The organism is Methanosarcina sp. Kolksee, from assembly GCF_000969945.1.
GTDB lineage: Archaea > Halobacteriota > Methanosarcinia > Methanosarcinales > Methanosarcinaceae > Methanosarcina > Methanosarcina vacuolata.
The window spans coordinates 421,005-445,345 of the sequence record NZ_CP009524.1 but is presented as its reverse complement, the minus strand read 5'-3'; the positions used below and the strand labels follow the sequence as shown (position 1 = coordinate 445,345).

19 protein-coding genes are annotated in these 24,341 nt (G+C 38.6%); 11 read left to right on the top strand and 8 right to left on the bottom strand.

All coding sequences use genetic code 11. From position 1 onward, the window contains the following. The first annotated feature begins 194 nt into the window (after positions 1–194). The 5 genes from MSKOL_RS01985 to MSKOL_RS01965 all read left to right on the top strand — a co-directional run bounded on the left by MSKOL_RS01985 (position 195) and on the right by MSKOL_RS01965 (position 6,090). Positions 195–899: a class I SAM-dependent methyltransferase gene (locus MSKOL_RS01985; protein ID WP_048153390.1), complete on the top strand. Its 705-nt coding sequence runs from the start codon at positions 195–197 to the stop codon at positions 897–899. Positions 900–1,025: 126 nt separating this feature from the next. Then, entirely contained in the window at positions 1,026–2,768 is a 1,743-nt protein-coding gene (locus MSKOL_RS01980) for a hypothetical protein (RefSeq protein WP_231592371.1), read from the top strand. A 371-nt stretch (positions 2,769–3,139) separates the two neighbouring features. Then, entirely contained in the window at positions 3,140–3,709 is a 570-nt protein-coding gene (locus MSKOL_RS01975) for a GNAT family N-acetyltransferase (RefSeq protein WP_048153388.1), read from the top strand. A 473-nt stretch (positions 3,710–4,182) separates the two neighbouring features. Then, positions 4,183–4,515 (top strand): carboxymuconolactone decarboxylase family protein, encoded by a 333-nt coding sequence (locus tag MSKOL_RS01970; protein WP_048117413.1) that lies wholly within the window; start codon positions 4,183–4,185, stop codon positions 4,513–4,515. Positions 4,516–4,620: 105 nt separating this feature from the next. Next, on the top strand, positions 4,621–6,090 hold the full coding sequence (locus MSKOL_RS01965; RefSeq protein WP_048153387.1) for a right-handed parallel beta-helix repeat-containing protein: 1,470 nt from the start codon (positions 4,621–4,623) through the stop codon (positions 6,088–6,090). A 152-nt stretch (positions 6,091–6,242) separates the two neighbouring features. Here the strand turns inward: MSKOL_RS01965 and MSKOL_RS01960 are convergent, their stop codons facing one another. Both MSKOL_RS01960 and MSKOL_RS01955 read right to left on the bottom strand, forming a co-directional pair. Beyond that, on the bottom strand, positions 6,243–7,223 hold the full coding sequence (locus tag MSKOL_RS01960) for a radical SAM protein (RefSeq protein WP_048153386.1): 981 nt from the start codon (positions 7,221–7,223) through the stop codon (positions 6,243–6,245). 246 nt (positions 7,224–7,469) lie between these two features. Further along, positions 7,470–8,300 (bottom strand): hypothetical protein, encoded by an 831-nt coding sequence (locus tag MSKOL_RS01955; protein WP_048153384.1) that lies wholly within the window; start codon positions 8,298–8,300, stop codon positions 7,470–7,472. A 258-nt stretch (positions 8,301–8,558) separates the two neighbouring features. Between MSKOL_RS01955 and MSKOL_RS01950 the strand changes: the two genes are divergently transcribed. The 4 genes from MSKOL_RS01950 to MSKOL_RS01935 all read left to right on the top strand — a co-directional run bounded on the left by MSKOL_RS01950 (position 8,559) and on the right by MSKOL_RS01935 (position 12,431). Beyond that, on the top strand, positions 8,559–9,701 hold the full coding sequence (locus MSKOL_RS01950) for a radical SAM protein (protein ID WP_082091008.1): 1,143 nt from the start codon (positions 8,559–8,561) through the stop codon (positions 9,699–9,701). A gap of 251 nt (positions 9,702–9,952) precedes the next feature. Then, positions 9,953–10,978: an L-histidine N(alpha)-methyltransferase gene (locus MSKOL_RS01945; protein ID WP_048153383.1), complete on the top strand. Its 1,026-nt coding sequence runs from the start codon at positions 9,953–9,955 to the stop codon at positions 10,976–10,978. Positions 10,979–11,010: 32 nt separating this feature from the next. Then, on the top strand, positions 11,011–11,988 hold the full coding sequence (locus tag MSKOL_RS01940) for a dimethylarginine dimethylaminohydrolase family protein (RefSeq protein WP_048153382.1): 978 nt from the start codon (positions 11,011–11,013) through the stop codon (positions 11,986–11,988). Between the two features lie 107 nt (positions 11,989–12,095). After that, the gene (locus tag MSKOL_RS01935; protein ID WP_048153381.1) at positions 12,096–12,431 is read left to right on the top strand and encodes a hypothetical protein; all 336 of its coding nucleotides are present in this window, start codon (positions 12,096–12,098) and stop codon (positions 12,429–12,431) included. Positions 12,432–12,638: 207 nt separating this feature from the next. Here MSKOL_RS01935 and MSKOL_RS18585 read toward each other — a convergent pair whose 3' ends face one another. Further along, positions 12,639–12,971 carry a hypothetical protein gene (locus tag MSKOL_RS18585; protein WP_156150932.1) on the bottom strand — a complete coding sequence of 111 codons (333 nt, stop codon included), beginning with the start codon at positions 12,969–12,971 and terminating at the stop codon, positions 12,639–12,641. 425 nt (positions 12,972–13,396) lie between these two features. Between MSKOL_RS18585 and MSKOL_RS01925 the strand changes: the two genes are divergently transcribed. Further along, on the top strand, positions 13,397–13,999 hold the full coding sequence (locus tag MSKOL_RS01925; protein ID WP_048153380.1) for a YigZ family protein: 603 nt from the start codon (positions 13,397–13,399) through the stop codon (positions 13,997–13,999). A gap of 203 nt (positions 14,000–14,202) precedes the next feature. Here the strand turns inward: MSKOL_RS01925 and MSKOL_RS01920 are convergent, their stop codons facing one another. From MSKOL_RS01920 to MSKOL_RS01905, 4 genes are all read right to left on the bottom strand, one after another. Next, a complete protein-coding gene (locus MSKOL_RS01920) occupies positions 14,203–14,913 on the bottom strand; it encodes a cupin domain-containing protein (protein WP_048153379.1) in 711 nt (236 codons plus the stop codon). A gap of 95 nt (positions 14,914–15,008) precedes the next feature. Then, positions 15,009–16,034, bottom strand: coding sequence for a methylcobamide:CoM methyltransferase MtaA (gene mtaA, locus MSKOL_RS01915; protein ID WP_048153378.1), 1,026 nt, complete (start codon positions 16,032–16,034; stop codon positions 15,009–15,011). Between the two features lie 407 nt (positions 16,035–16,441). Then, entirely contained in the window at positions 16,442–18,139 is a 1,698-nt protein-coding gene (locus MSKOL_RS01910) for a histidine kinase N-terminal 7TM domain-containing protein (protein WP_048117388.1), read from the bottom strand. Positions 18,140–18,802: 663 nt separating this feature from the next. Beyond that, a complete protein-coding gene (locus MSKOL_RS01905) occupies positions 18,803–19,879 on the bottom strand; it encodes a hypothetical protein (protein ID WP_048153377.1) in 1,077 nt (358 codons plus the stop codon). Positions 19,880–20,222: 343 nt separating this feature from the next. Between MSKOL_RS01905 and MSKOL_RS01900 the strand changes: the two genes are divergently transcribed. Beyond that, positions 20,223–20,756 carry a GNAT family N-acetyltransferase gene (locus tag MSKOL_RS01900; RefSeq protein ID WP_048153376.1) on the top strand — a complete coding sequence of 178 codons (534 nt, stop codon included), beginning with the start codon at positions 20,223–20,225 and terminating at the stop codon, positions 20,754–20,756. A gap of 405 nt (positions 20,757–21,161) precedes the next feature. Here MSKOL_RS01900 and MSKOL_RS01895 read toward each other — a convergent pair whose 3' ends face one another. Beyond that, positions 21,162–23,765: a nitrous oxide reductase family maturation protein NosD gene (locus tag MSKOL_RS01895; RefSeq protein WP_048153375.1), complete on the bottom strand. Its 2,604-nt coding sequence runs from the start codon at positions 23,763–23,765 to the stop codon at positions 21,162–21,164. Positions 23,766–24,341: the final 576 nt, after the last annotated feature.

Below are 24,341 nucleotides of genomic sequence, written 5' to 3'. Positions count from 1 at the left end.
AACTCGTGATACAGACCTTGAAATTTGATTAGAAAAGTATATATAATTATGCGCATATGTGTAAAATCAGAAAAATTATTAATTTCTTTTATAGCTCGAATCAGTCAATAAATAGTTAAAAAACGGTAATCTGGAAGTTACAGATTGCCTGGAAAAAGATATCGAAAAGAGCAAGATATTGGAGTCCGAAAAGCATGTCAAAATCAAAAAATGTCTGGAAAGATTTTTTCAAAGATAAGAAACATGGAGGGCACAGATACTCATCTGAGGAGTTTCTTTCTATGGAAGCCAGGGAAAAACTGTTCCACCTTGAAGGAGGCAGAACACTTCTTGATTTTGGATGCGGTGCCGCAGAACTTTTGACGTACTATGCTCCGGAGTATGAACAACTTTTAGGGGTGGATTTTTCCGAATCTATGTTAAAAGAAGCAAGTAAAAGGATTGAGAAAAAAAAGTGTCAAAACATAGATCTGCTTCTTGCTGACCATGAAACACTCTGGGATAAACTGCATTTCAACTTCGATAGAATAACTGCAGCTGGTGTAATTCAGTACCTGACATTTCAGGAAATTGATAAATTCATCTCTGATGCGTCAAAGCATCTAAATAAAGATGGCAAAATAGTACTTTTTGACATCCTGGACTCCCGCCTATATCCACTATGGAAGATAGGCCTATTCTCACAAAACACGAACGGCTTGAGAATTTTATGCAAAACAGGCTTCGAGTTTCGGACTACAGTATCGGCACGCCTGAAAAATAGTCCAAAAGATATCCTTGGATTTGCCCACAACCCCTACACAATCGAAAAAATTGCAAATAAGCATGGTTTTAAAATGATTTGTGTACGTTCAATGTATTACGAGTACAAATATCATACAATAATGTTTCGGACTTGAAAGGCTGTTCAGATGATTATTGAATTAGAAGAAGCAAGTCGGATAAAAAATAGAATATAAAATTTATGTGGTGGTTTAGTGAACAGCCGTAATCGCCTAAAAATGTTTTTTCTAATACCGTTTGTAATGGGTAGTTTATTTATTGGAGGAGCTGAAGCTTTTCCCTGTAAGGAGACTACAAAAATTCGTGAGAATATTGATCAAGGCATTCTTACCTTATTTTCGCAAAACTACTCCAAATCTAACAGCGTTCCGAAAAATGTTTTTATTGCAAAACTTCAGGGTAATAAGATCTATGATAAATTATATTCTGCAATTTACGGGATGCTTAAGTCAGAGATTTCTTTCAAGACCTCAAAAGTATTGCAGTATAAAGTAAGAAGAGGCTCCTGTTCATGTCCGTACAGTTTGTTTCCAGTTGCAGACACTGTTTTAGAATCCGGAATAAATGGATATACGGCAGATTTAGTTAAATCTTCAGAAACTTATCGGTTCTGTGAAGTCGCTTCCATCCCACTAATTCACTATATGGAGCAACCAAGGCAGATTGGATCACTTTACATCTGCAGGCTTATACCGATGGTTAAATGCACTTACCAGATCTCAATAGATTTAGAGATGGATGACCCTCAAAGCTTTGTTGAGCTTAATACCCCGGGTTCAAAGTTGATTCTCCAAAAAGTAAATAATAATATTATATTAGAAAGCTATTTTAAAGATTCTTCAGAGAATATCAGATGTGAATCCATATCCATCGGGAATGCGGCAGAAAAATCTGATTTTGAGATTATTTTTGATGGATATAACAAAACAAACACTATTCTTGTAAAAGATGGCAACTGTATCGTGACTCCATTTTATAACACCGATAGGCAGAGATTACCTTATGTGGATGTTTCAAATGGGTACATTAAGTTCACTTCTTTTGTACTTGGAAAAGGAACGCACCTTGATTTAGATATATACAGTATAAGCCAGACCTCAGAAAGAAAACTCATAACTGCGATTGGAAGTAACAGAATGCTGGCTTTCGGAATTGATGGCCCGCATGTCAGAAACACAACCGAGCAGGGAATACGCTACCTTAACAGCAAAAAAAATAGAGGAACAATATGGTTTGATATAGAGCTCCTTGAGCAGTACAATGAAGAGGATATTGAATACTTGCGTGGGCTGGTCATCAATAATTCATGGGATGTAGGTGTACATTACTCAAAAGAATTAAACAGCTTCCCACTGGAACAGGCGTATAGGATAATGGATGAAGGACATCTGTATGTGTATGAAAAAATAGGGCGAAAACCGACAAGCTGGTGCTCCATGAGAAACAGAGATAATATTATGCACGCTCTTTATGCATACGAAAACTTAGGGATGATCTGGAGAAATGGAGACTCGGGGATCCATACGGAAAAATATATTGGAAGTCTGGAAGATGATACCTGGGAATGGTGGGAAACAGCATCTAAAGCAGGTATGGTACACCCGGTTTTTACCCATGAACTTGATAAGGACCCAGCCATAAAATACTCAATTAGCCGCTCAAAATTTCATAACTGGGTAGAGAATTATGAGTCAAACAATATGTCTATAGTGTCTTTTCACGAGTACAGCCAAATAAGTCGAAATACATATGATGCCACATTTGATAATCTGCAATATACTGAAAACTCTGTCGTGTTTAATGTACACACAAATGGTGGCATTGCCCTTGTAAATGTAAACATAAACGCTGGAAGAGATACTCAGGTTTACGACAACACATCCGGAGAATTTCTTGATTATGACATAAAACAGGATAATTCAATTACTTTCTGGGTTGAAAACAACCATAACTATATTGTATACTTGAACAGCGATGAACAGTGATTGAATGGTGTTCTACACAGATATTTTTGTGATCTAAACTTTATTTATCTGTAATGCTGAGAAATGATTCAAGTATAATATCAAGGATATCAAGATATTTGTTGCCAAGAATCATTATCGTGATAATGAAATTAGGATCAATTCCTGAACTGCAAATTTGAAGTTATATTTTTATTATTTCTTATTAGAACTAATTCAACTAAATTTAGATAAAAATTGAAATTCAACTAAATTTAGATAAAAATTGAAATTCAACTAAATTTAGATAAAAATTGAAGTATAATTTAAGATAGATTTATCACAATTCCGAAACAATTATAATTATCTTTGAGAATTTCACCAACAGCATTATTCACAATATAAGTGATTTCATGAGCCTCTCTAAAATCTACACTAAACCCATTGCATATTTAACGAGTTTTAAGAGACTCATACGTGATACTATCGGAGCTCTTCTTATAAGGGACTGGAAACAGATGGAAAAGGAAAACATTATGCCTATAGAGGGCGTTATGCTTCCTGAAGTCCTTAGAATTCAAGGAGAAGGGTTTGAAAATCAAAGACAGGATATGCTTATAAGATATTCAACAAAACTCAAGAAAATATTTTATGTAATAAAGAGTCAGAACCAAGTAGTAGGTTACTCAGTATACTACATACTACTAATACCTACCTTTAAAGGCTTCAAGAAAAAATCAGTAGTTTGTTCGATTTCAATTGACAGAAACTTCAGAAAACAGGGGTTTGGCGAGAAATTATTAGAAGAGAGTATCCAGGAAATGAGGTTAAACAAAATAGCTTCGGTATTATTGTATGTAAGTGTAAATAATGCTTCTGCTATAAAATTATATGAAAAAGTGGGCTTTCGAATAATAAGGGAAACAACAAATATTTGTGGTGAGAACGAAAGATGTTATGAAATGGAATTGAGTCTTGTTTAATGGTTATTTGGTTAAATGGCTATTTTGTTTAATGGCTATTTTGTTTAATGGCTATTTTGTTTAATGGCTATTTTGTTTAATGGCTATTTTGTTTAATGGCTATTTTGTTTAATAGTTACTTGGTTTAATGGTTATTTGGTTTATCTATTCCTTTTTGACTACTTTCAGGGATTAACTGTCTCATGTTTACATAGAATTTGTTTTTGTCAATGTACTTGTATCTGACATATGCAGTGTCTCAAATTTGCTGTAAATTTGAAGTCAAGTTTTTGCGTACGATGGAGAAAATTGATCTTCCGCTATGGAATTTTTTACTTTGTAACTTTTGGAGATTTGTGGTTTTACAGAATAATTGGCACCTTGCCGATTAGTTCAAAATGATTTGAACCAATCCATAAATATAAAATTATCATATTACAAATTACCTTAGCAGCTTGAAATCAAAGCCACATTGATAAAAAGGAGACATAGAAATGAGAATGCTTGAAGAATTTTTCCCGGAGTTTACCCAGAAACTGGACGAAATTGATCAGCTTTACGCCGAAAAAAGGATGATTGACGAAAAGACCTATCAGTTCATTTGCTTTGCTCTCTCCATCAAAGCCAGGTCAAAACCCTGCGTTCTGAAGCATTTTAAAGGCGCCCTCGAAGCAGGAGCTACAGTCAAGGAACTTTCGTATATCTTTGCCCTGGTCATGCGAGAAGCCGCAGGTGCCGATGACTGCTGGACCCATGATGTACTTGGGGACTGGAAAGAAATCCTGAAAGGTAATATTTCCTGCAGTTGCGCAGGAGATGAGAAGTAAGATTGCAATAACAACTTTTTCAAGTTTATTTTTCAAACCCGGTCCAAGAATTCGCTTTTAAGAATTTTTCAAGACTGAGGTTTATAATTAAGAGTAAGGAATAAAATGGACGAAAAATATCTGACGTACTTAAAGCAAAACCGGAAAAAAATAGGACTCTCCATTGTAATTTTTATATTCCTGGTCGCATTGGGAATATTCATTTTCTCTACTATGGAGTCCAACATTCCTCCTAAGTCGTCAAACAATACTGTGTACGTAGCTGGCGACGGAAGTGGAAACTTTACCTGCGATGGAATTGACGATCAGGTAGAGATAAATCAAGCTCTTGAATATGTTGCAAAAAATTCACAGTTCTCAACCGTTCATTTGAAAGGCCCAAATACATACGTCATCTCTGACAGTATTCTAATTGGAAATAATACAATCTTAGAAGGAGACGACACGGCTGTAGTAAAACTCCAGGATAACGCAAACTGGCCAGTGGGTAATCCCATGATAACACAGATGGGCAGCGATGGAGTCTATGGAGTCACTATAAAAGGATTTGAAATAGATGGAAATCATGACAAGAATGAAGATAGGCAAAGAGGACAAGGATATTACAACATGATCAAGTTCCTTGACGCTAAAAACGTAGACGTTAATGATATGTATATGCACGACGGGCATGGAGACGGGTTAAGAGTAGAGAGAGGCGCTAATATCACGTATTATAATAATAGAGTGTATAAATTGGGACATGATGGTCTTTTTGCCATCGATTGCCTGAATGTAGAAGCCTGGAACAATAGAATCACTTGCAGGACCAACAGCGGCCTTAGAGTCTGGAACTCAAACCATGTAAAATTCCATGATAACGTAATAGATTCCTTTTACCACTGGAGTGCAGGTGGCTCTGGAATTCAGATTGAGAAAACAACAGGTATCGTCAACGATGTTGAGGTATATAATAATACTATCAATAATACCTATGGTCCCGGAATCTGGCTGATAGGTTATGGAGAAACTTATCCCGAGGAAGAGGCGCAGAATGTCCACATTTATAAGAATACCCTCTATAACACAGGTACTAATCCAAGTATTGACTGGGTAGGAGGGGTTGTAACCAGCGGGTTTTATGACACCCTGATTGAGAGGAATGTGTTTGACGGAGTATATCATGCAGCCATTGTCCAGATGTATCCTCCTTCTTCCGAAGACACAGACAATTCAGTTGATCTTTCACCTCAGGGTACAGGGTACAAAACGATTGTCCGTAATAACATAATCATTGATACCCAGAAGCGTAAAAAAGACCCTGATGGGACAGGATACTCAGTGATTAATTATCTGCCTGAAACGCATTCCTTTGTGCTGGAAAACAACTGTCTGTACAATAATACAGGTGGAAATTATAAAAATGCAAGTTCAACCACTGACATATATGTAAATCCTCTCTTTGTAAACCATAATAAGCATGATTATCATCTGAAATCAAACTCCCCTTGTATTGGTGCGGGATACGTGCCATCAAATTCATCAAAAGAACTAGATGAGAATGAAAACAAGATAAACATAGGAAGGTATGACTGATACGTACTTGCACTTGTAGTACTTACTAAAATCAGAAATGTAGTACCTGCACTTGTAGTACTTACTAAAAAATCAGAAATGTAGTACCTGCACTTGTAGTGCTTACTAAAAAATCAGAAATGTAGTACCTGCACTTGTAGTGCTTACTAAAATCAAGAATCATTTTCTGAGAAATCCGTTAACGTGAGCTGCTTTGAACGGTAAAGTTTTGCCTGCATGGGTTTCATGTAGTCTCCAGACAAATGATATCTTTCCATAAGAGAGCTGAGCATTTCATAAAGTTTGGCCTTATAGGCCATATCAGCTCCTCCTTTTGCATACAATTTGCGGTAAGGATCCACAAGTTCGGAAAAGTTAAGTTCAAGAAAACCGAAGAAATGCTTTCTGGTTTCGCCCCTGAGGTTCAGAACTCCAGGCAGAGCGTAATCCACACCACATTCGGTTGCAAGAGACATAATTTGTTCGAGATTCTGAGGGTTGTCAGTAAGAAAAGGAAGAATTGGCATCATATGGATTCCAGTAACAGCAGATGTGTTTTTAAAAGCCCGCAGGACTGAAAACCGTTTATCAGGTGACGAAGCCAGGGGTTCCAGTAGAGCACTTAATTTTTTATCCACCGTTGTAACCGTAACTGCAATATTTACAGATGTTAGTTCAGCAAGTTCTGAAAGAAGGTCATAGTCTCTGAGGATAAGGTCCGATTTTGTAGATATAGTGACAGGATTTCGGTATTTAATCATCAGCGCCAGAACCTCGCGCATCAATCCGTACTTTGCTTCTACAGGCTGATAACTATCGCAGACTCCGCCTATATTAATTACTTCCTTTTTCCAGCTTCGTGCTGCAAGCTGCTTTTCAAGAGCTTCTGCAACATTCGTTTTTACGTAAATTTTTTGAAAAAAAGCACATTTTTTATCCACTGCGGAAGAACAGCTTTCTCTCCCGAATCCTGGCTCTGCACAAGCAGACTTCTTCTTTTCTTCCAGATAGCTATGAGAATACATTGCATAACAGTAATTACAACCGTGTTCACAGCCCCTGTAAATATTCAAATCCCAATGAAATGGTAGATTAATCCTGCTGGATTTATTTATCCGATTCAGAGCTTTTTTAACCTTGATTTCTTCGAACATCCCAAAATAAGATAGGGTTGAGAACTATAATAAACTTAAGAACAGAAAACCTAAAAGAACTTTGTAGCAGGAAAGAAATTTCCAAAAAGTAGAAAAAGAGAATATTACTCTCAGTAGTTATTCTCTGGAATTAGTCTCTGGAATTAGTCTCTGGAATTAGTCTCTAGAGTTATTCTCTGGAATTAGTCTCTGGAATTATTCCCTAGAATTAGTCTCTGGAATTAGTCTCTGGAATTAGTCTCTGGATTATTCTTTGTAAACTCCATCTCCTGTAATAAGTTTTCCTTCAGCCTTTACCCATCCTTCCTGAGGGCCTGAAAGTCGGATAGAAATCCTATCACTGTAACCATTAGATTGCCAGCCGTAGATCCACCATTCGTTTCGGCCATCCATCTGAAGAAAAATCTGAACCTCGGTATCAGGAGACGCATCATAGTGTGCATATACCAGGCTCTCATAATCAAAATATTCGGGGTTGATATGCTCAGGTAGAGGAATTTCCGAACCTTCTTCGGATTCTCGGAGATTATTTTTGGGCAGGAGCACGGACTCATTACCAACAGGGAATCTGGTATTAATCATATGGTCAGCCCTTACGTTAGTCCCGAAATCAAAAGATGTCAAAACTGGGGTTTCTTCTGAATATTCATTGGACTCAACTATCTGTTCTTCTTCCTGAACTTCATCTTCAATATTCTCGGACCCAGGTTCAGGCTCGGGTACGGCTACAGGAAGGGAATGATAAACCGGTTTAATCTCGGCAGCTTCTATTTTGAACATTGGTCCATGCTCAGTATCTGTAAGGCTAAGATTCCAATTTGAAGGCTTATTGTAATAATCACCATTCACCATTTCCAGTCCTACCTCGGATTCATTATCAAAAACAGGAACCGGCAAATATAAAGTTACATTTTGCAGCGTGCTGTTGCTTTCTATAATTATATTGTATTCATAATTACTCATAAGACTATCATTATACATTTCCTCGTTTTGAGTCTCCAGATAGATTGAACCCAGCACAAGCAAAAGAAGAATAAATAATACAATCCCTCCAAAAATTGTTACTTTTCTGTTCATTGTCAGTCATTCTCCCCTAAAGATTGAAAACAAATATGTGAGAGAGATAGTTAAACCTTGCTAAATTTAACAAGAAGAATAATCATGAATTTGTTACGCATTTGTCGCACTGTATGAATTAACTACAAAAAGAACCGAAGTAACCGGAATACACTATTTTACTGGCAACAAATTACTTTTTATAAATTAGAAGATTAGACTCAAAAAAACACTTAGTTTCTTGTAATTTGATAAGGAACGTTAAATATATATTTTAACATGTGGGAGGAAAAACCGAAGAACCTGGATACGTTAAGCTTGTTTTCACCTCCTCCGATGTTGAAAGGGTACATGTACGGAGCACAGGAAGCCCATCAGGCACGGAACTCAAACAAGCTTTTAGCCATACGTCTTGAAACGAACAAATCCTGCAATCTCCGCTGCCGCTACTGCTATGCACAGAGTGGTGAGGACTCGGCAAAAATAGCCGATTTTAATAATCTCAAGCGTATTATTCAGGAGGCAAAAGAACTCGGGATCAGGTCTGTGGTCGTAATTGGGGGAGGAGAACCGACCCTGTACCCGAGTTTCAGGGATTTAATAGCCTATATTGATTCCCTGGAAATAATCCCGGTGATTTTTTCGAATACGGTTCTGATGACAGAAGAACTTGCAGAATTCCTGTACAAACACAATGCCTCAGTAATGGGAAAGCTAGATTCCCTTAAGCCTGAAGTACAGGACTACCTGGCAGGAAGAGCAGGAGCCTACGAAGATATCAGGAAGGGACTTTGGAATCTCCTCAAAGCAGGATTTTCAAAACCGGCAGGGCCTGGAAAACTCCGTCTGGGAGTTTCTTTCGTTAGTAACAAAATGAATCTGGAAGAAATTGAGGAGATCTGGCATTTCTGCAGGCAAAACAATATTTTTCCCAATATGGAAATTCTAACGCCTACGGGCAGGGCAAATGACGAACTTGAGGATAAGCTACTCACGGCTGACGAGATTAAGGAATATAAATTAAAACTGCTGGAAATTGACCAGAAATATTACGGGTATGACTGGCTGCCCTACACACCAATTACCGCAAGCGGCTGCCTTCAACACTTATACAGCCTGTATATCAATATCGAAGGAAATGTCCGGCCCTGTGCACCTACAAAACTGGACGAACATCCTGCGCTCAGAGTTGGTGGGGAATATCCCTATAATGTAAATAAAATGAGCCTTCGGGAGATATATAATTCCGATCTTTTCACATACGTCCGAAACATCGATAAAATGCTCGAGGGAAGGTGCAGGAACTGTGAACATAATGAAGAGTGCATAGGCTGCAGGGGATATGCTTACAGCGTAGGAATCAAACATGGCATCGACCCTCTTAAAGCCCTCAGGATGGAGTGCCAGCAGTGTTTCAAATAAATGACAGATTGGTAATTGAATGGTAAAAGAATGATAAAAGAACGGTAAGAGAACGGTAGAAGAACGGTAGAAGAACGGTAGAAGAACAGTAGAAGAACGGTAGAAGAACGGTAGAAGAACGGTAGAAGAACGGTAGAAGAACGGTAGAAGAACGGTAGAAGAACGGTAAAAACAAACCTCAGGCAATAAATAAGTTAAAAGAAATAAATAAAGAAATGTACTGTTGAATAATTTGAGGAGATGGTGAGAAATTGAACAGTACAGGAAGAGTGGAGTTTGGACAGGTTTCGGAAAATAATGAAAAGATAGTAATGACCAGTAAGGAGGACATCGAAAAAAGACTCTGTCAATGCCTGAAAAACCATGAACTGCCTGATTACCTTCTATATATGGGCACTGGAGGAGCAAAAAACTGGCTGAAACTTGATGAGGCAAAGACATTTCCTGTAGCCAGGCAACTCAAAGTCCTTCTGGAAAAAAATCTGGACTCAATCGTAAGATTTATTCCGACAGGTATGAGTCTCGTAAGTGTGGGAGTGGGAAACGGGGAGAAGGAAAGAATTTTTCTCGAGGCGCTAGTGAGAAAGAATCTGGCTGAAAACCCTTCCTCAGGAAAAGTGTCGATGCGCTATTACCCCATCGATATAAACAGTGAATTTGTAGATATCGCTCTTGAAAAGGTCGAGAACCTGCCTGTTGAAAAGAAGGGAATAGTTGGTTTCATAGAGGACATAGCCATTCTTAAAGAAAATTGGCGCCTTCCGATTCTGTTCTGCGTTTTAGGAAATACTTTTTGCAATTACGAGCCAGAGTTCATTCTTCAGCTTGTCCATGAAAACCTTGAGCAGGGAGACCTTTTTTTCTTTGATGCCAACCTGCTACCTACTGAAGGCACAGAGGGACAATCTGTAAGGAGGTCCGTACTGGGCACATATGCCTCAAGAGAGAATGCCCTCTTCAATATGTATCCCCTGCTTGAGTACGGAATGGCTCCTGAGGATTTTGATTTTGAACTCTTGCTTGCGCATGTAAACTCAAGGATAGGGGGATTATACAGAACCAGGAAGAGTCTGTATATCCTGAAGGATACCGAACTCAAAATCGGGACAGAAACCATAGGCTTAAGGGAAGGAGACATCATCCGTATGGGTTTTACTTATAAATATACATATGACCAGATTACAGCTTTCCTGGAAATTTGCGGGTTTGAAATCCTCAAGGCTTTCCGGAGTGAAGACCAGGCAAATGCCATAATCCTTGCAAAAAAATGTATATGAGGATGAAACGGATCAAAAGGTAGGTTCAGGGTATGGGTTGCGAGATAAATGGACTGGGTAGAGCCAGGAAAACGAGATCAGGTATCGATTATGGGTGCGAGGAACTTGGGAGGCTGAAAAGCGTATTAATGCATACTCCTGGGGAAGAACTTTCTCTACTCAACAAATTGAACTATAAACACTGGCTATACGATAAGGTTCCTGAAATTTCCGGGTATATTAAAGAGCATAGAAATTATCAGGAGCTGCTGGAATCAAATGGGGTCAGGGTCTATGAACTTGAAGATTATGTGGACGAAAACACTGGCCTAATTAAGAAGATGCCAAATTTAACTTTCTTGCATGATACCGCAGTTATCTCCGGAAAAGGGGCTATTCTCTCAAGAATGCGTCCACCTGCAAGAGAGAAGGAAGAAGTTGTTGTAAAGGAAGCCCTGAATAATCTGGGAATTCCCATTCTCAGCGAATTCAATGGAGATGAAGGGTTTTTCGAAGGCTGCCTCCTGCTCTCAAAAGAAACAGTCTTTGTAGCTGATACTGAAAGGCACACTTACCCATTTATAAGAGAATTTGTTTCAAACATTCTCAAAGAGTTCAGTGAAGTTATTTACGTCCGGGTTCCGAAAGCCAGGAGGTACATGCACCCTGATACTGTCTTCAACAGGATAAGGGAAGATCTTGCTCTTGCTTATCTACCTGCATTTGAAGAAAGCTGTCTGTTTACGGAAGATTCAGGAGAAAAAATCGATTTTAAAGCTTTCATGCGTGAGAAGGGGATGGAAATCATTTCTGTTTCGGATTCCGAGCAAAGCCGCCTGGCCTGTTCTTTTGTTCCTCTAGAGAGCGGAACTATTTTTCACTACGATACCGCACTTGATCAGAAAACCAGGAAAGACCTTGAAAATGAAGGTATTGAGATTATTTCTTTTCACCCGGATGCCTTGCTTGCAGGAGGAGGGAGCCTGCGCTGCCATACTCTGAGGCTTTGCAGAAGGAAAATTAAGAATTAATGTGTCCTCTTCTAATTCAATGGAGAATTTTCCAACTCAATAAATATGCCACAATTTTATCATCTAGTTAGAAAGTTGGATGCATCGCTTGATGTTGTTTATCATACTTGATAGAATTCATAAATTTTCAGAAAATACATGAAATTTACTTTTACCCATACAATTTGAAGAGGACACCAAATCAGGATAAAACAAATCAGGATAAAACAAATCAGGATAAAACAAATCAGGATAAAACAAATCAGGATAAAACAAATCAGGATAAAACAAATCAGGATAAAACAAATCAGGATAAAACAAATCAGGATAAAACAAATCAGGATAAAACAAATCAGGATAAAACAAATCAGGATAAAACAAATCAGGATAAAATAAATCAGGATAAAACAAGAAACGAAAGGATCTTCAGATTAACTTCATTGAGCTCGAAGCTATTGTTATAAGATAAGATTGTTAAATATATGTTAACGTAGTCTCTGATAGCAGCAGTAAAAAAATTGCAGATTACTGTATTGAGAAAATTTTCTAGGAAATTTTCGATGTGAAGAGATATAAAATCAGAGTCAATTTATATCAAGTCGTTTTAAAAAAACTAAAATTGTAGCCTATTAGAAAGGCTACTTGGATAATTCCTTTTTTATTCTGTCAAATTAAAGACTAGAATTATTGCCAATTATAGAGTCATTGTCATCAGACATGTTGTCATCAGACATGTTGTCATCAGACATGTTGTCATCAGACATGTTGTCATCAGACATGTTGTCGACAGACATGTTGTCGACAGACATGTTGTCAGAGTCGTTTCCAAATGTACCGTTCTCGGCTGGTGGAACTTCTGCAGCTACATTGTCGGATGGAGTTCCATTGTCTGCTACTGGAGTCTGGTCAGTCACTTCTTCTTGAGATCCATTTTCTGCTGTTGTGTCAGCCGTCTTATCAGAGCAGCCAGCTGCAAAGACAACAGCACTAATAACAAGGAGCATTGCCATAATCTTTAACATTTTTTTCATTAATAATACCTCTAAAGTTCTCTTCCTTTTTACACCCAGCTCATATAAAATTATGGGATTTTTCATATGAGATATTTATGCATGACCAGTCAATAACATTAAAACTTTTCGATTTGATAAAAGAATAATACTGCAAAATGGGCTCTTTAGTTAGGATATATACACCAAAATGAGCAAATTCAGAATTTTTTAAGTTAGTATAAACTATTTAGATAATTGATATTAATTTTTTTTGAAATAAACCCTAGAAAGAGAATAAATCAACAGAACGTTATTATAAAAGAACCGCCTGGTGGGAGAAAAGTATTTTAATTTGATGCAATATTCCTCAGTTGAGAAAACTCAAACCCGTTAACACCCGGTTTGGACAAGATCTGAAAGCATTCTGAGGATAAAATCTGAAAAATTACAAAACTCTTAAACGCTGTGGTAAGGCTCAGAAGGAATTCAAAAATTCCCTGTTCATAGGTTATGCCAGACCTGTGGAAAGTGAAGCTGAGGCAAAAGCTTTCATAAAAGGTATAAAGGAATTGCACCTCGATGCAAACCATAATGTTTCGGCTTATTTTATAAAAGAAAAAAGCTCTTTTGCTCTCAAATATGATGACGACGGTGAGCCTGCAGGCAGCTCAGGAAAGCCTGTTTTTAAAATACTCGAATCAAAAGAAATCCAGAACGCGGCTGTAGTCGTGACCCGGTACTTTGGGGGAATAAAACTGGGTTTTGGAGGACTTTCAAGAGCATACCGAGATACGGCACTCTCTGCTATTGAAGAAGCAGAAGTTATTGAAGTTTTCGAGCAGGTCAGATTAAGAATACGCCTGGGGTATGCAGAAAGTCAGAAAGTAAGAAACCTGATAGAGAAATACTCAGTAATCCAGGAAGAAAAGTACTCGGATGCCGTGGAACTCATCCTCCTTGTAAGAGGGGATCTTGAAGATGAATTCATTAAAAAAATAATAGATCAGACAAAAAATAAGTTAGCACTTGAAAGGTTTTAACTTCATCAATCAATTTTGCACTCTTGACAGATGACTCAGGAATAAAAGAACCTTAGGCCGAAAAGAAAAAAGTTGAAACCACAGAGAAGTCAGCCCATAATATAAAACCACAGAGAAGTCAGCTTTTAATATTTTTCTGCGGCGTCGACCCTTCTTGCGGCATTATCCTGGTGTAACTGTAACGCTGAAACGAATTTACACCTTCACAATTCAAGATCTCTTATGTGGCGCTCGTACTGTTCTTCCCAGGCTGGGGCAGTTATGCAGACCTGCTTGAGATTTCCACGGAACCAGAACCGTTTTCCCGCAGGCACGACAACTACATCTCCGGCCTGGGCCTCAAATTCTCTGTCCTCAACTATCCAGACCCCGTTGCCTTCAAGGATATAATATATAAAATCGCTTTTTTCATGCAGGAACTCCTCTGTGTGCCCTTTCTGCGTTTCCTGATAGAGTACGCCGGCATTTTCGGATTCGGCTTTAGTGATGTAGATTCTCATATTCACTCCTTTTTTCTCAATTACTGCCGCATCCTCAGGCTTGAAAACCACACGTCTGGACTCGGTAGGGCCAGCAGAGCATAACTCCGGATGAGAGCTTTCTTCGAGAGGACTAACAAGGAGAAGATTTTTCTCAAATCCACCTTTTTCGTGTTTTTTTCGCTGCCTTATTGTCTCAAGTTCCGCTTTTGAAGAGCCTCTCAGTTCTGCTATTCTATAAATTACCTCAAGCAGGTCTGCAAGCTCTTCAAGCTCTTTGCTTTCGAGATACTCCTGTAGTTCCTCTTCAAGCTTATTTTCAAGCTCAGGAAGAAAACTGGAGTCTGAAAGTTCACGGATCATGTATTCCCTGCCTGAAAGTCTGAGAATTTCAGGTATAAGATCCCGAACTGCTTTTGAATTATTTTCGGTCATAATTTTGCCCGGTTACAGTAACTTTTGTTTAAGATTAGCCGATTAGCGATTAAACTTCAAAGGAAAACAACGAAAGTTTACTGTAAGACGAAGATTTACTGTGAGAAGTAATCATCTCTTGCCCTGACAAGCGCCTTTATATTCTCAAGTGGAGTATGTGGGGCAAGCCCACAGCCTGGTGCAAGGATATCAATTCCATCTTCAAGGCAGGCAGTAGCTTCAATGAGAATTGCTTCAGGCCCTTTTGCGAGCAGGGTATCAGAAGGAGAAACATTTCCTATAAGCCTTGTCCGACCGCCTATAGTCGCTTTTGCGCAACTTACACTTACTTTTTCTTCAATACTTATTCCGTCAAAACCTGCATCTCCAAGAGAATTGAGAACGGCTGTGGCGTCGCCACACATGTGAAGGACTTTCAAGCCTTTTACTTTCCTGCAAAATTTTTTGTAAAGGGGAAAGACCGATTCTTCGAACATGTTGGGGGAAATAATATCAGGTCCGGCTTCGGAATCTATAAGGGTTATGGCATGTGCGCCTCTTTCAAGCAGTCCATTGGCATATTCTATGCAGGCGTCGTTAAGAACTCCCATTAGTCCCTCAACAACTTCAGTATCCTTCACAAACCATGTAATATAATTTTGTATTCCGGCAAGCATGAAGGCAAGTCCGGCAGGGCCAACAACCCCTGCAACAACAGGTACCGTCTCTCCTACTTTTTCATTCAGAATTTCAACTGCTTCCAGGACTACTGAGGTCCTCTTGCTCTCAAGAAGCAAATCAGGAACCGTTATATCCTTCACATCTTTCTTGTTTTTGCAGGGGAAATCCGTGATGTAAGGCTGCATATCTATACTTCCTTCGTCTACTGTGCAGCCAAGGGTCTCTGCAAGTACGGTAATGTCGAAAGGGCAGCGCACATTCTCAAATCCTGCAATCTCATACCCTGCAAGTGCAAGCGCAGCCATCTTATCGGCATTGAAATTTGCCTGGGGCCAGTATGCTCCAGTCATTTCCATTAGTTCTACAGTGCCTGTCTGAGTTACGGAACAGACAGGGATAATGTCTACAGCTTCTCCTTTGAGTGCCTTTTCAAACCTCTCTCTCAGGGTAAATTTGCTCATTTTTATCACCAGAATGTAATTATCGGCTAAAGAATATGCTTTTGAGAGAATCTATTCAGAGAAACAATGTATTGAAACAAAGATATAAAAATATATGAATGAAAAGAACTCACCGAGACAATAAAAATAATGTATTGAGTCAAAAATGGTAGGAAGTAAAGATCGGTTCCAGTGAAAAACAGTATTGGAATTTAAATAATGTTGGTGCGATCTGGAAATTGTAATAATGTGAATATAATCTGAAAATATGAGTAATGTTAGATATAATGCAAAAAGTTTGAATGATGCCGAATATGATGTAAAAAATTGGATTGATGTTGACATGATGCGAAAAATTGAGTTTCGACTTAATATAAACACTTAAAATTAGTTTATTGAGAGTCTTATTGAGAAGCTTATTGATACGCTTATTGAGAAGCTTTTTCTCGCCAGTTCCCGGGTGGTACTATAATTTCAAATCTCGCACCTGTCCCTTCATTTCCGGTTTCTTTAATCTCCAGGCCTGTAATGGAAAGAATGCCTTTTACAAGGAAAAGCCCAAGCCCTGTATTTTTCCCGATGGATTTTTGAAAAATCAGCTCTTTCATTTCAGAAGAAACTCCGATACCATCATCTTTTACTTCAATTACAAGATTGTCATCAACCCTGCATGAACTAACACTGATTTCAGTTACATGTTCTCCATGTGACCTTGCATTGTCAAACAGATTGTAAAAGGCTTTTTTCAGCAGTGGATCAGCGTAGATCTCAGCTCGACTTTCCTCGATAGAAAACTTCAAGTTCTGACCGGAGAAGGGAAAGGCTGCTTCTTTTGCTGTATTACTTACGGATTGCCAGATCGGAGAAACTACTCCGAGTTCCTGGTAGTCTTTGGTGAAAACAATCTGGCTGTGGATTGTTTCAATACCTTTATTGAGATTTTTCAGATACTTCACTATTCGGGGATCATTCTTGACATTTTCAGGAAGAGTTTCAGAAATTAGTTCGGTGTACCCGGAAAGTACATTCACCTGGTTAAGAATATCATGTCTGGTAATGTTGCTCATGAGGTTTATCTTCTTGTTAGCCTGTTTTAGAGCCTCTTGATACCTATAAGTTTCAGTAGTGTCATGCATCATCAGTAGCCTGCCTTCTTCATTATCTTTTGTTAGGAGGGAGCTGACACTAAGAGTAAAAAGTTTTGTTTCAAGTCCGCTCTTCAAGAAAATTTCTTTGTTGAAATTGCCCTCATGAGCTTCACTCTGAGGCATTTGTACTTCATTCCCAAAAAGCTCATTTAAGTTTTTCCCGAGAACCTCCTTTTTTGTTTTCCCTGCCAGTTCAAGAGCAGCCTTATTGATATCTACTATGGAATCTGCAAGGTTTATTACGATATATCCGTCATTCATGGATTCGATTACATTTTCTCTTGCAATCGGAATAATGTTAAGAAATTCATGCTGCATGATACCCCAGAAGAGAATCAAACCTGTAATTGTAAATGCAAAAGGAGTCGGGTCGAGGAATGCAAAAGGACCTACATCTGCGATATGGAGAATATTCCCCAGGACTGGAATACATGCTGCAGTTAGAGCAATTGCTGCCTGAGCCCTGTAGGGTACAGTTAGATGGACAAACTGATTGAAGAAGAAGAAAACTCCAAGAAAAATTAGAGTAAAAGAATATATATAAAACACCCAGAAAAAAGGCCCGTGTATAAGCACAAGAAGAGGAAAACCCCTTGAGCCGTCCAGGTAATAACCTAAAAAATACATCCCATGAAAGCTATTTGTAAGCATCAGAAGGATTATGAGCAAAGGCATTATGAAAAATGCTTTTTGATGTTCCCTTACGAATTCTTTACATACCCCTGAGTATTCCGATGCAAATAAAAACCACGCTACCGGAGCAAAGGCCATCCCAATATATTCGAGGCGAGCAAAGAGATACTTTAGCTCAATGTCCATGAATCCGACCTCAAAGGCATAATTAATGGACCAGAGAGACATGCTTAGCATAATAAGTATGAAATATTTTGAGAAATACATCCTGCGGTACTTGAATGCGTTGTAGGCTTTGATTGCAAGCAAAGTCGACATAACTCCTGAAAAAATTAATGCTCCCATATAGGGAAACGCAGCGGCAGGGATTAGCAGACTGATAAGAATACCTTCCTTTATTAATCAATATCAGGCGGAGAATTGGGAGAACGAAGTTAAAAAAAAATTAAATGTTCTAATAATTACACAAAGCCCAAATATATAAATTTATGTATTAAGTGAGAAAGTCCACAAACTGATATTACTAAAACATTACGTTTTAAAGGAAATGAAAGACAACGAGTCAGAACGACGAGAAAGAATAATAAAAATTAGAACGATAAACGTTGCCTGAAACAGAGAAATCCTGAAAATTCGAAATGCAGTTATAAATTCAGAGCATCTTAATTTCCGCTCAATCAAGGTTAAAATTCTCTCAGGGGAAATCATTTCAAAATTTTCGAGCATTAATGAGGGAATAACCTGCTTGGTTAGCTTCCAGGACTCCGTAGCATGGAGCTAGAATTCACTCATTGAAGCAGCAAAGGTGTCTTTCACTGTCTCAACCTTCTGCTGGAAAACTAACTTTTTGCTCTGGGAGCACTTTTACTCTATGGTTCAGGGGGAGTTAAAGTGCACAAACTTATTGATAAAAAAATTAAATGTAAATGATGAAAAATAAAAAAGTTTCAGAATTTTAGTAAAAGTAAATTTGTCATTTTCTAAGATAAAAAATTTAAAAAGGGATTCTTAGAATTCTTCACTGCTCGAAGGTAAATTGAGAATTTCAGGAAGTCCCAGATTAAATTTACATTTTTCAGAACTTGAAGCCTCAAGAATCTGCTGCTTTATATAGTACAGTGCATTCAGAATACTATCGCTGTCTTCAGAATTCATGTCTCCGGCATAGGGATGGATATTTTCTTCAAGGGCATTCAGAAGCCCTGGATCAAGGTCGTTTACGAAGTAAGTATCCAGAACCAGAAGACTCGAGATCTGCTCGTAGAATGATGTAAGTTCCCGAAGCCAGTCTGGAACTCCGTAATCTCTCGCATACTTTTCCCTGTTCAGGAACGCAAGGTAACTGGATATAGTATCTATGAGATCTTCGGTTAGCCTGTTATCAGGAAACACGATTGGAAAACGTTTTATCATTGCAGGAGCTGTGTAGCTCGAATATGCCATTTTAGACTTACAGATTGAAGGAAAGAGTCTGGCAATCGGACTGTTAAGCACTGCAGTAATATAGGCATACCTGCCTGGATCTTTGAGGACAATGCCGCATCCGTTCTCAAATACATGGTTTCCTTCAGCATCATATGCAGCCTGCAGATGATAGCCTTCAGTAGCAATAATCTTAGGAGTATTAAAGTATTCCAGAAATTTTCTGCCTTTTATGCTATAGTCTGCAGATACAAGGGGAGTGGTATCGTGGAGGAACTTTCTTTTGAATTCCAGAATTCTCCCGTAAGCCATAGGGAATTTTGTCTTGAGTTCTTCGGGAGGAATTACATTGTATTCTTTCTTTATTCCCGCTGTGGACAATTCATAAGGCAGCATGAAACGATAAGGTGAAGGGCGAAATGCAAATTTTTCGGAAAAGGCTCCTGATACATACGGGTAAATAATTTCGGGTTCTATGAATACCGGACTGCAGAGGCCTTCGCAAAGATAATATGAGTCGGAACCGCCTTCCTCAGGAAGGGCAAGCCTGTGAAGTAGACCGTTTTGTGTGTTAATACCCCCAAAGATGCTCTCGGAGATATCTCCAAGTGTTACCGGGATTTCACAGATCTGTTCTACAATTTTGTTTTGTTTAACAAACATCTATTTTTCACTTCTGTAAAAGTACATTGAGAAATGTGTTCTCTTGTGCTTTTTATTTTCAGGAAGAAATTCCTGAAGGAATCATACAAATTGTATGACGACTCAAGAATTTTGGACTTCTAGACCCCTATTTTAACATCAAAGTCCACCTGAAATATAGGGTAGATTTGGGTACTAATGCATGGAATACTACAATAGCATAAGTATATAAATATAATCGTACTGATAATAAATTATAAATATAAATCATGACAAATAAGGAGTCCAGATAAAAGAGGATTTAACAGGATTCGTACTGCAACTGACTAAAAGAGCTTAAATATTTACATTCCGATTATAGCATATGCAGGAAAGAGATCAGCTCAAATCCCTTGTAATAAGAGAGGCTACGCCGCAAGATACTCAGGAAATGCTTGAAATCTTTAATTACTATATAGATAATAGTTTTGCAGCCTACCTCGAAACCCCTGTTGGGCCGGAATTTTTCAAGACTTCACACGATGAGGGAGAACCGAATAAAAGTGGACCTTACCCCTTTTATGTAATGGAAGAAGACAACAGAGTGATCGGTCTCGGAGCCCTGAGGCCTTATCTCCCCTTCCCAAACTTCCAGCACACCGGAGTACTCTCATATTTTATCCTGCCAGAATACACAAGAAAGGGCCAGGGAACAAAGCTGCTGGATTTCCTGTGTCAGGAAGCTAAAAAGAAGAATATGAAAAACCTCCTTGCAAACGTCTCCTCGAAAAACCAGGCCAGCCTGAACTTCCACCTTAAACATGGGTTTGTAGAATGCGGCAGATTTAAAGATGCAGGAACGAAGTTCGGGAAGTATTTTGATATTGTGTGGTTTCAGAAGTTTCTGGGAGAAGACTGATTGAAGTTCAGATCTTTCTTTTTATTATTAGAAATATATAAATGTTATTAAATAATACAAAGTTGGAGAAGCATCAGAGTCACAAAGGTTTCATCCAATATAATATATGGTTTATTTTTATGGCTTTTCGTTGTTTTGTGTGGATATCCTCATAATATGGCTCTTCTTGTTTTGTGTGGATATCCTCATAATATTCTCATAAAAACCAATGCGGTCTTAATTGAAAACCATCTTATCCAGAGGGAATGATTAAGAGCCGCTTTAACCCTTCTGAGAAGCTGTACAGCCTCCTATTTCCTAAGAAACTGTACAGCCTTGTTTTCAGTGTGCCACTAATCTCCTGCTGCCCATATGCATAACAGTCAGGACATTTTTTCAGGAGATTTTCTTTTTCAGCACTCCAGATTAGATTGTGACACGAGAATCTGCAAGAGGCAGATAATCAATACCCTCTGTATTCACGGTATAAGCTGCATCACAGATACCATCTCCGTTCTTATCTGCATGGATCTGGCTGAAGCCGTCTCCTTTTGGAGTACCCCAGAAATTCCCACCAAGGTAAGTTCCACCAACAATATTCTTTGCCGGTGTCAAGGTTGTATTCAGGCTCGTACCTGTGTTAGAACCTTGCAGGTAAATATTGTTTACGTTGCTGAAATAGTTATTATAAATCGAGTTGCTTCCCGAATCAAGAAGGAAAAGCCCATACTCCGAGTTTGAAGTAACCCTGTTACTGTCCAGGATATTACTCCTGGAAGAACCCAGATAGATCCCATGCCTGGAGTTTGAATTTGCCTGGTTACCTGACAGCCTGTTATCGCTGGAATTTTTCAAATAGAAACCGAATTTGTTATTCGATACGTCATTCTCACTCAGGTTGTTGTTACTGGAATAGGCAATCCACATCCCGTAATTGCTGTCTGAGGCCGAGTTGTTGGAAAACGCATTTTCGCTGGAATTCTGCAGATAAATGGAGACATAATTGTTCGAAGCTTCATTATTAATTAACGTGTTTTCGGTCGCTTCCCAGACACTGATTCCGGACACGGTGCTGTCTAACGCAGTATTGCCTGTAAGAACATTTCCACTTGATGTCTTTACATAGATACCGATCTGGTTATTTAATGCCCTGTTGTCGTTCAGCTTATTATCATTACTCGAAGAGTACAGCCATAAACCATAATTGCTATCCGACACCGTGTTATTACTGAGCAGGTTTGCGCTGGAATTCCTCAGAACGATAGAAACACTGTTATTCGAGGCTGTGGAATTGCTTAATGTATTTTCCACAGAATCCCACAGATTGATACCAGAGTTTATGCTGCCTGATACCTTACTGTTGTTAAGTACGTTTCCGCTCGAAACTTTCAGATAGGCCCCGATTTTATTGTTTGACAGAATATTTCCTTCCAGCGTATTATTGTTAGAAGAATCCACCCAGATACCGTAGTTACTACCGGATACCGAATTATTGAGAAGCGTATTTTCCGCGGAGTTACGCAGGAGAACCGAAATTCCGCTCCCTGAGACTGTATTATTGTTCAGGAGATTGTTGCTGGCAGAATCAAGACGGATCCCGGACCCTGTATCCGACCCTGAGTTATTGCTAATAGAGGAATTGTTCCCACTGAAAAGGTTTGAAGTAGGATCTATGTAATTGTTAGAGAGCTGGTTGCTTTCGATATTACAATACTTAACTCCATTAAGATGAATGCCTGAACTGGGGTAGTCTACAGGCCCGATTATATTCAGCCCGCGAATTGTCACTCCATCCGCAATAATATAGAAAACATCATCCAGACTGCTGGCTGCCTTGACAATGGTATCTCCACTGGTGTCCCCATAACTGGAAGATTGGGATGTCAGGGTCAAATTCGTTACGTATACGTCGACGTTTTCTTCATAAACGCCCGGGAAAATAAGGATTGTGTCACCAGGGAGTGCGTTGTCTATTGCCGCCTGGATAGAAGTATAATCCGCAACCGGCCCTGTACTATTATTTACAGTAATCACTACCGGCTCTAATCCTTTAAGGGGAAGATAATCTATGAACTGGGTGCCTTCGATATTATACTGGGAATCAAATATTCCGTCAAGGTCAATGTCCCTGGCTTTTTCAGGATATGTAGTCCCATCAGGTTTTGCCCAGAAATTGCCTCCCAGGTAAGGGCCGCCAGCTATGTTGGTACCCTCGGTTTTAGTTGTGTTCCAGGTATTTGTTCCCGAAACTTCTTCAAACTCTACGTTTACCGTATTATTGAAACAGTTATTATAAATCAGATTGTTTGAAGTTCCGTAAATATTCAGTCCTGATTTCTTATTGAGGGTTACAGTATTGCCTGCTAGAGTGTTGCCGTTTGATTCGCCTGTAAGATAAATACCTTCTATGTTTTTAGAAATTGTATTATTCTCCAGGACATTGATAGAGGAGTCAAAAAGTGAAATTCCATTACTGCAATTTGAGATTGAATTATTGCTCAAATTATTGTACATGCCGCCGCCAATACTAATCCCGGTCAGACAGTTTGAAATTTCATTATTCTCAAGCGTATTGCTTGAGCTCAGTATATATAGATCGATACCGCAGCTGTTATTGAACAATTCATTGTTTTCAATGTGGCATTCAATAAATTCAAAAACATGAATACCTGCGGAATTGGACCCACTTATGCCAAAACCTTTAATGCTTACGTCGTTTGCCCAGATACTGAAGACATCTTGAGAAACGTCGGCTGCCCGGACTACAGTATCGGAGAAATTTCCAGATTCGGAAACAATAGATATGTTCTTATTAATTACAATATTCTCCTCATAAATACCGGGTTTGACAACTATTTCATCTCCTGGATTTGCAGCAGCTACAGCCGCCTGGATGGTAGTAAAATCTGCAGGCTGACCAGTGTCGTTACTTACAGAAAGCACATTAGCTGCTGCACTTCCTGCAGTCATCAGGTGAAGTGCGAGAATTATTAAACAGATAATTTTCAAGATTCCTTTTACATACATCATAATACGCCCCATATTAAAATTTCATAAGTTGTGGGATTCCTCTTTTACAGCAACTATTGCAGTTAATAGCTAGATACGGAAAATTTATGTGAGGTATTACAGGATGTTTCATAACCGAGGAAATTGAGATTAAATCAATTAGATCGGTAAGATCGGTTGAACCGTTTTGACTGGTTTATCGGTTAAACCGCTTTGACTGGTTTATCGGCCAGGTAATTTGACTGAATAGTATGGAATTGCTCATAGTCCCCATAACTCCAGACTTTGAGGTCAAATAAAAAAGACGAAAGAAATCAAATACTCAAAACAATCTTTTTTATTCTGACTCTTATCCGGTTTATTGTCCTGACAGGCTAGCTGTAATTATAACGTAGAAGAACAGCGTTTTTCAGCAGGAAACTGTATAAATTTTGAAACTAACAGCATATATAAAAAATTTATACTGTTATAAAAAATTAACCCAAGAGTTAAAGAATGCGCTCAAAAAGATAGAAATCATAACACTAAAACAGCCAAATTTAGAATTTCTCATTGATCAAAATAGGAAAACAGACTCTCTATAGACTTCTCTCTACG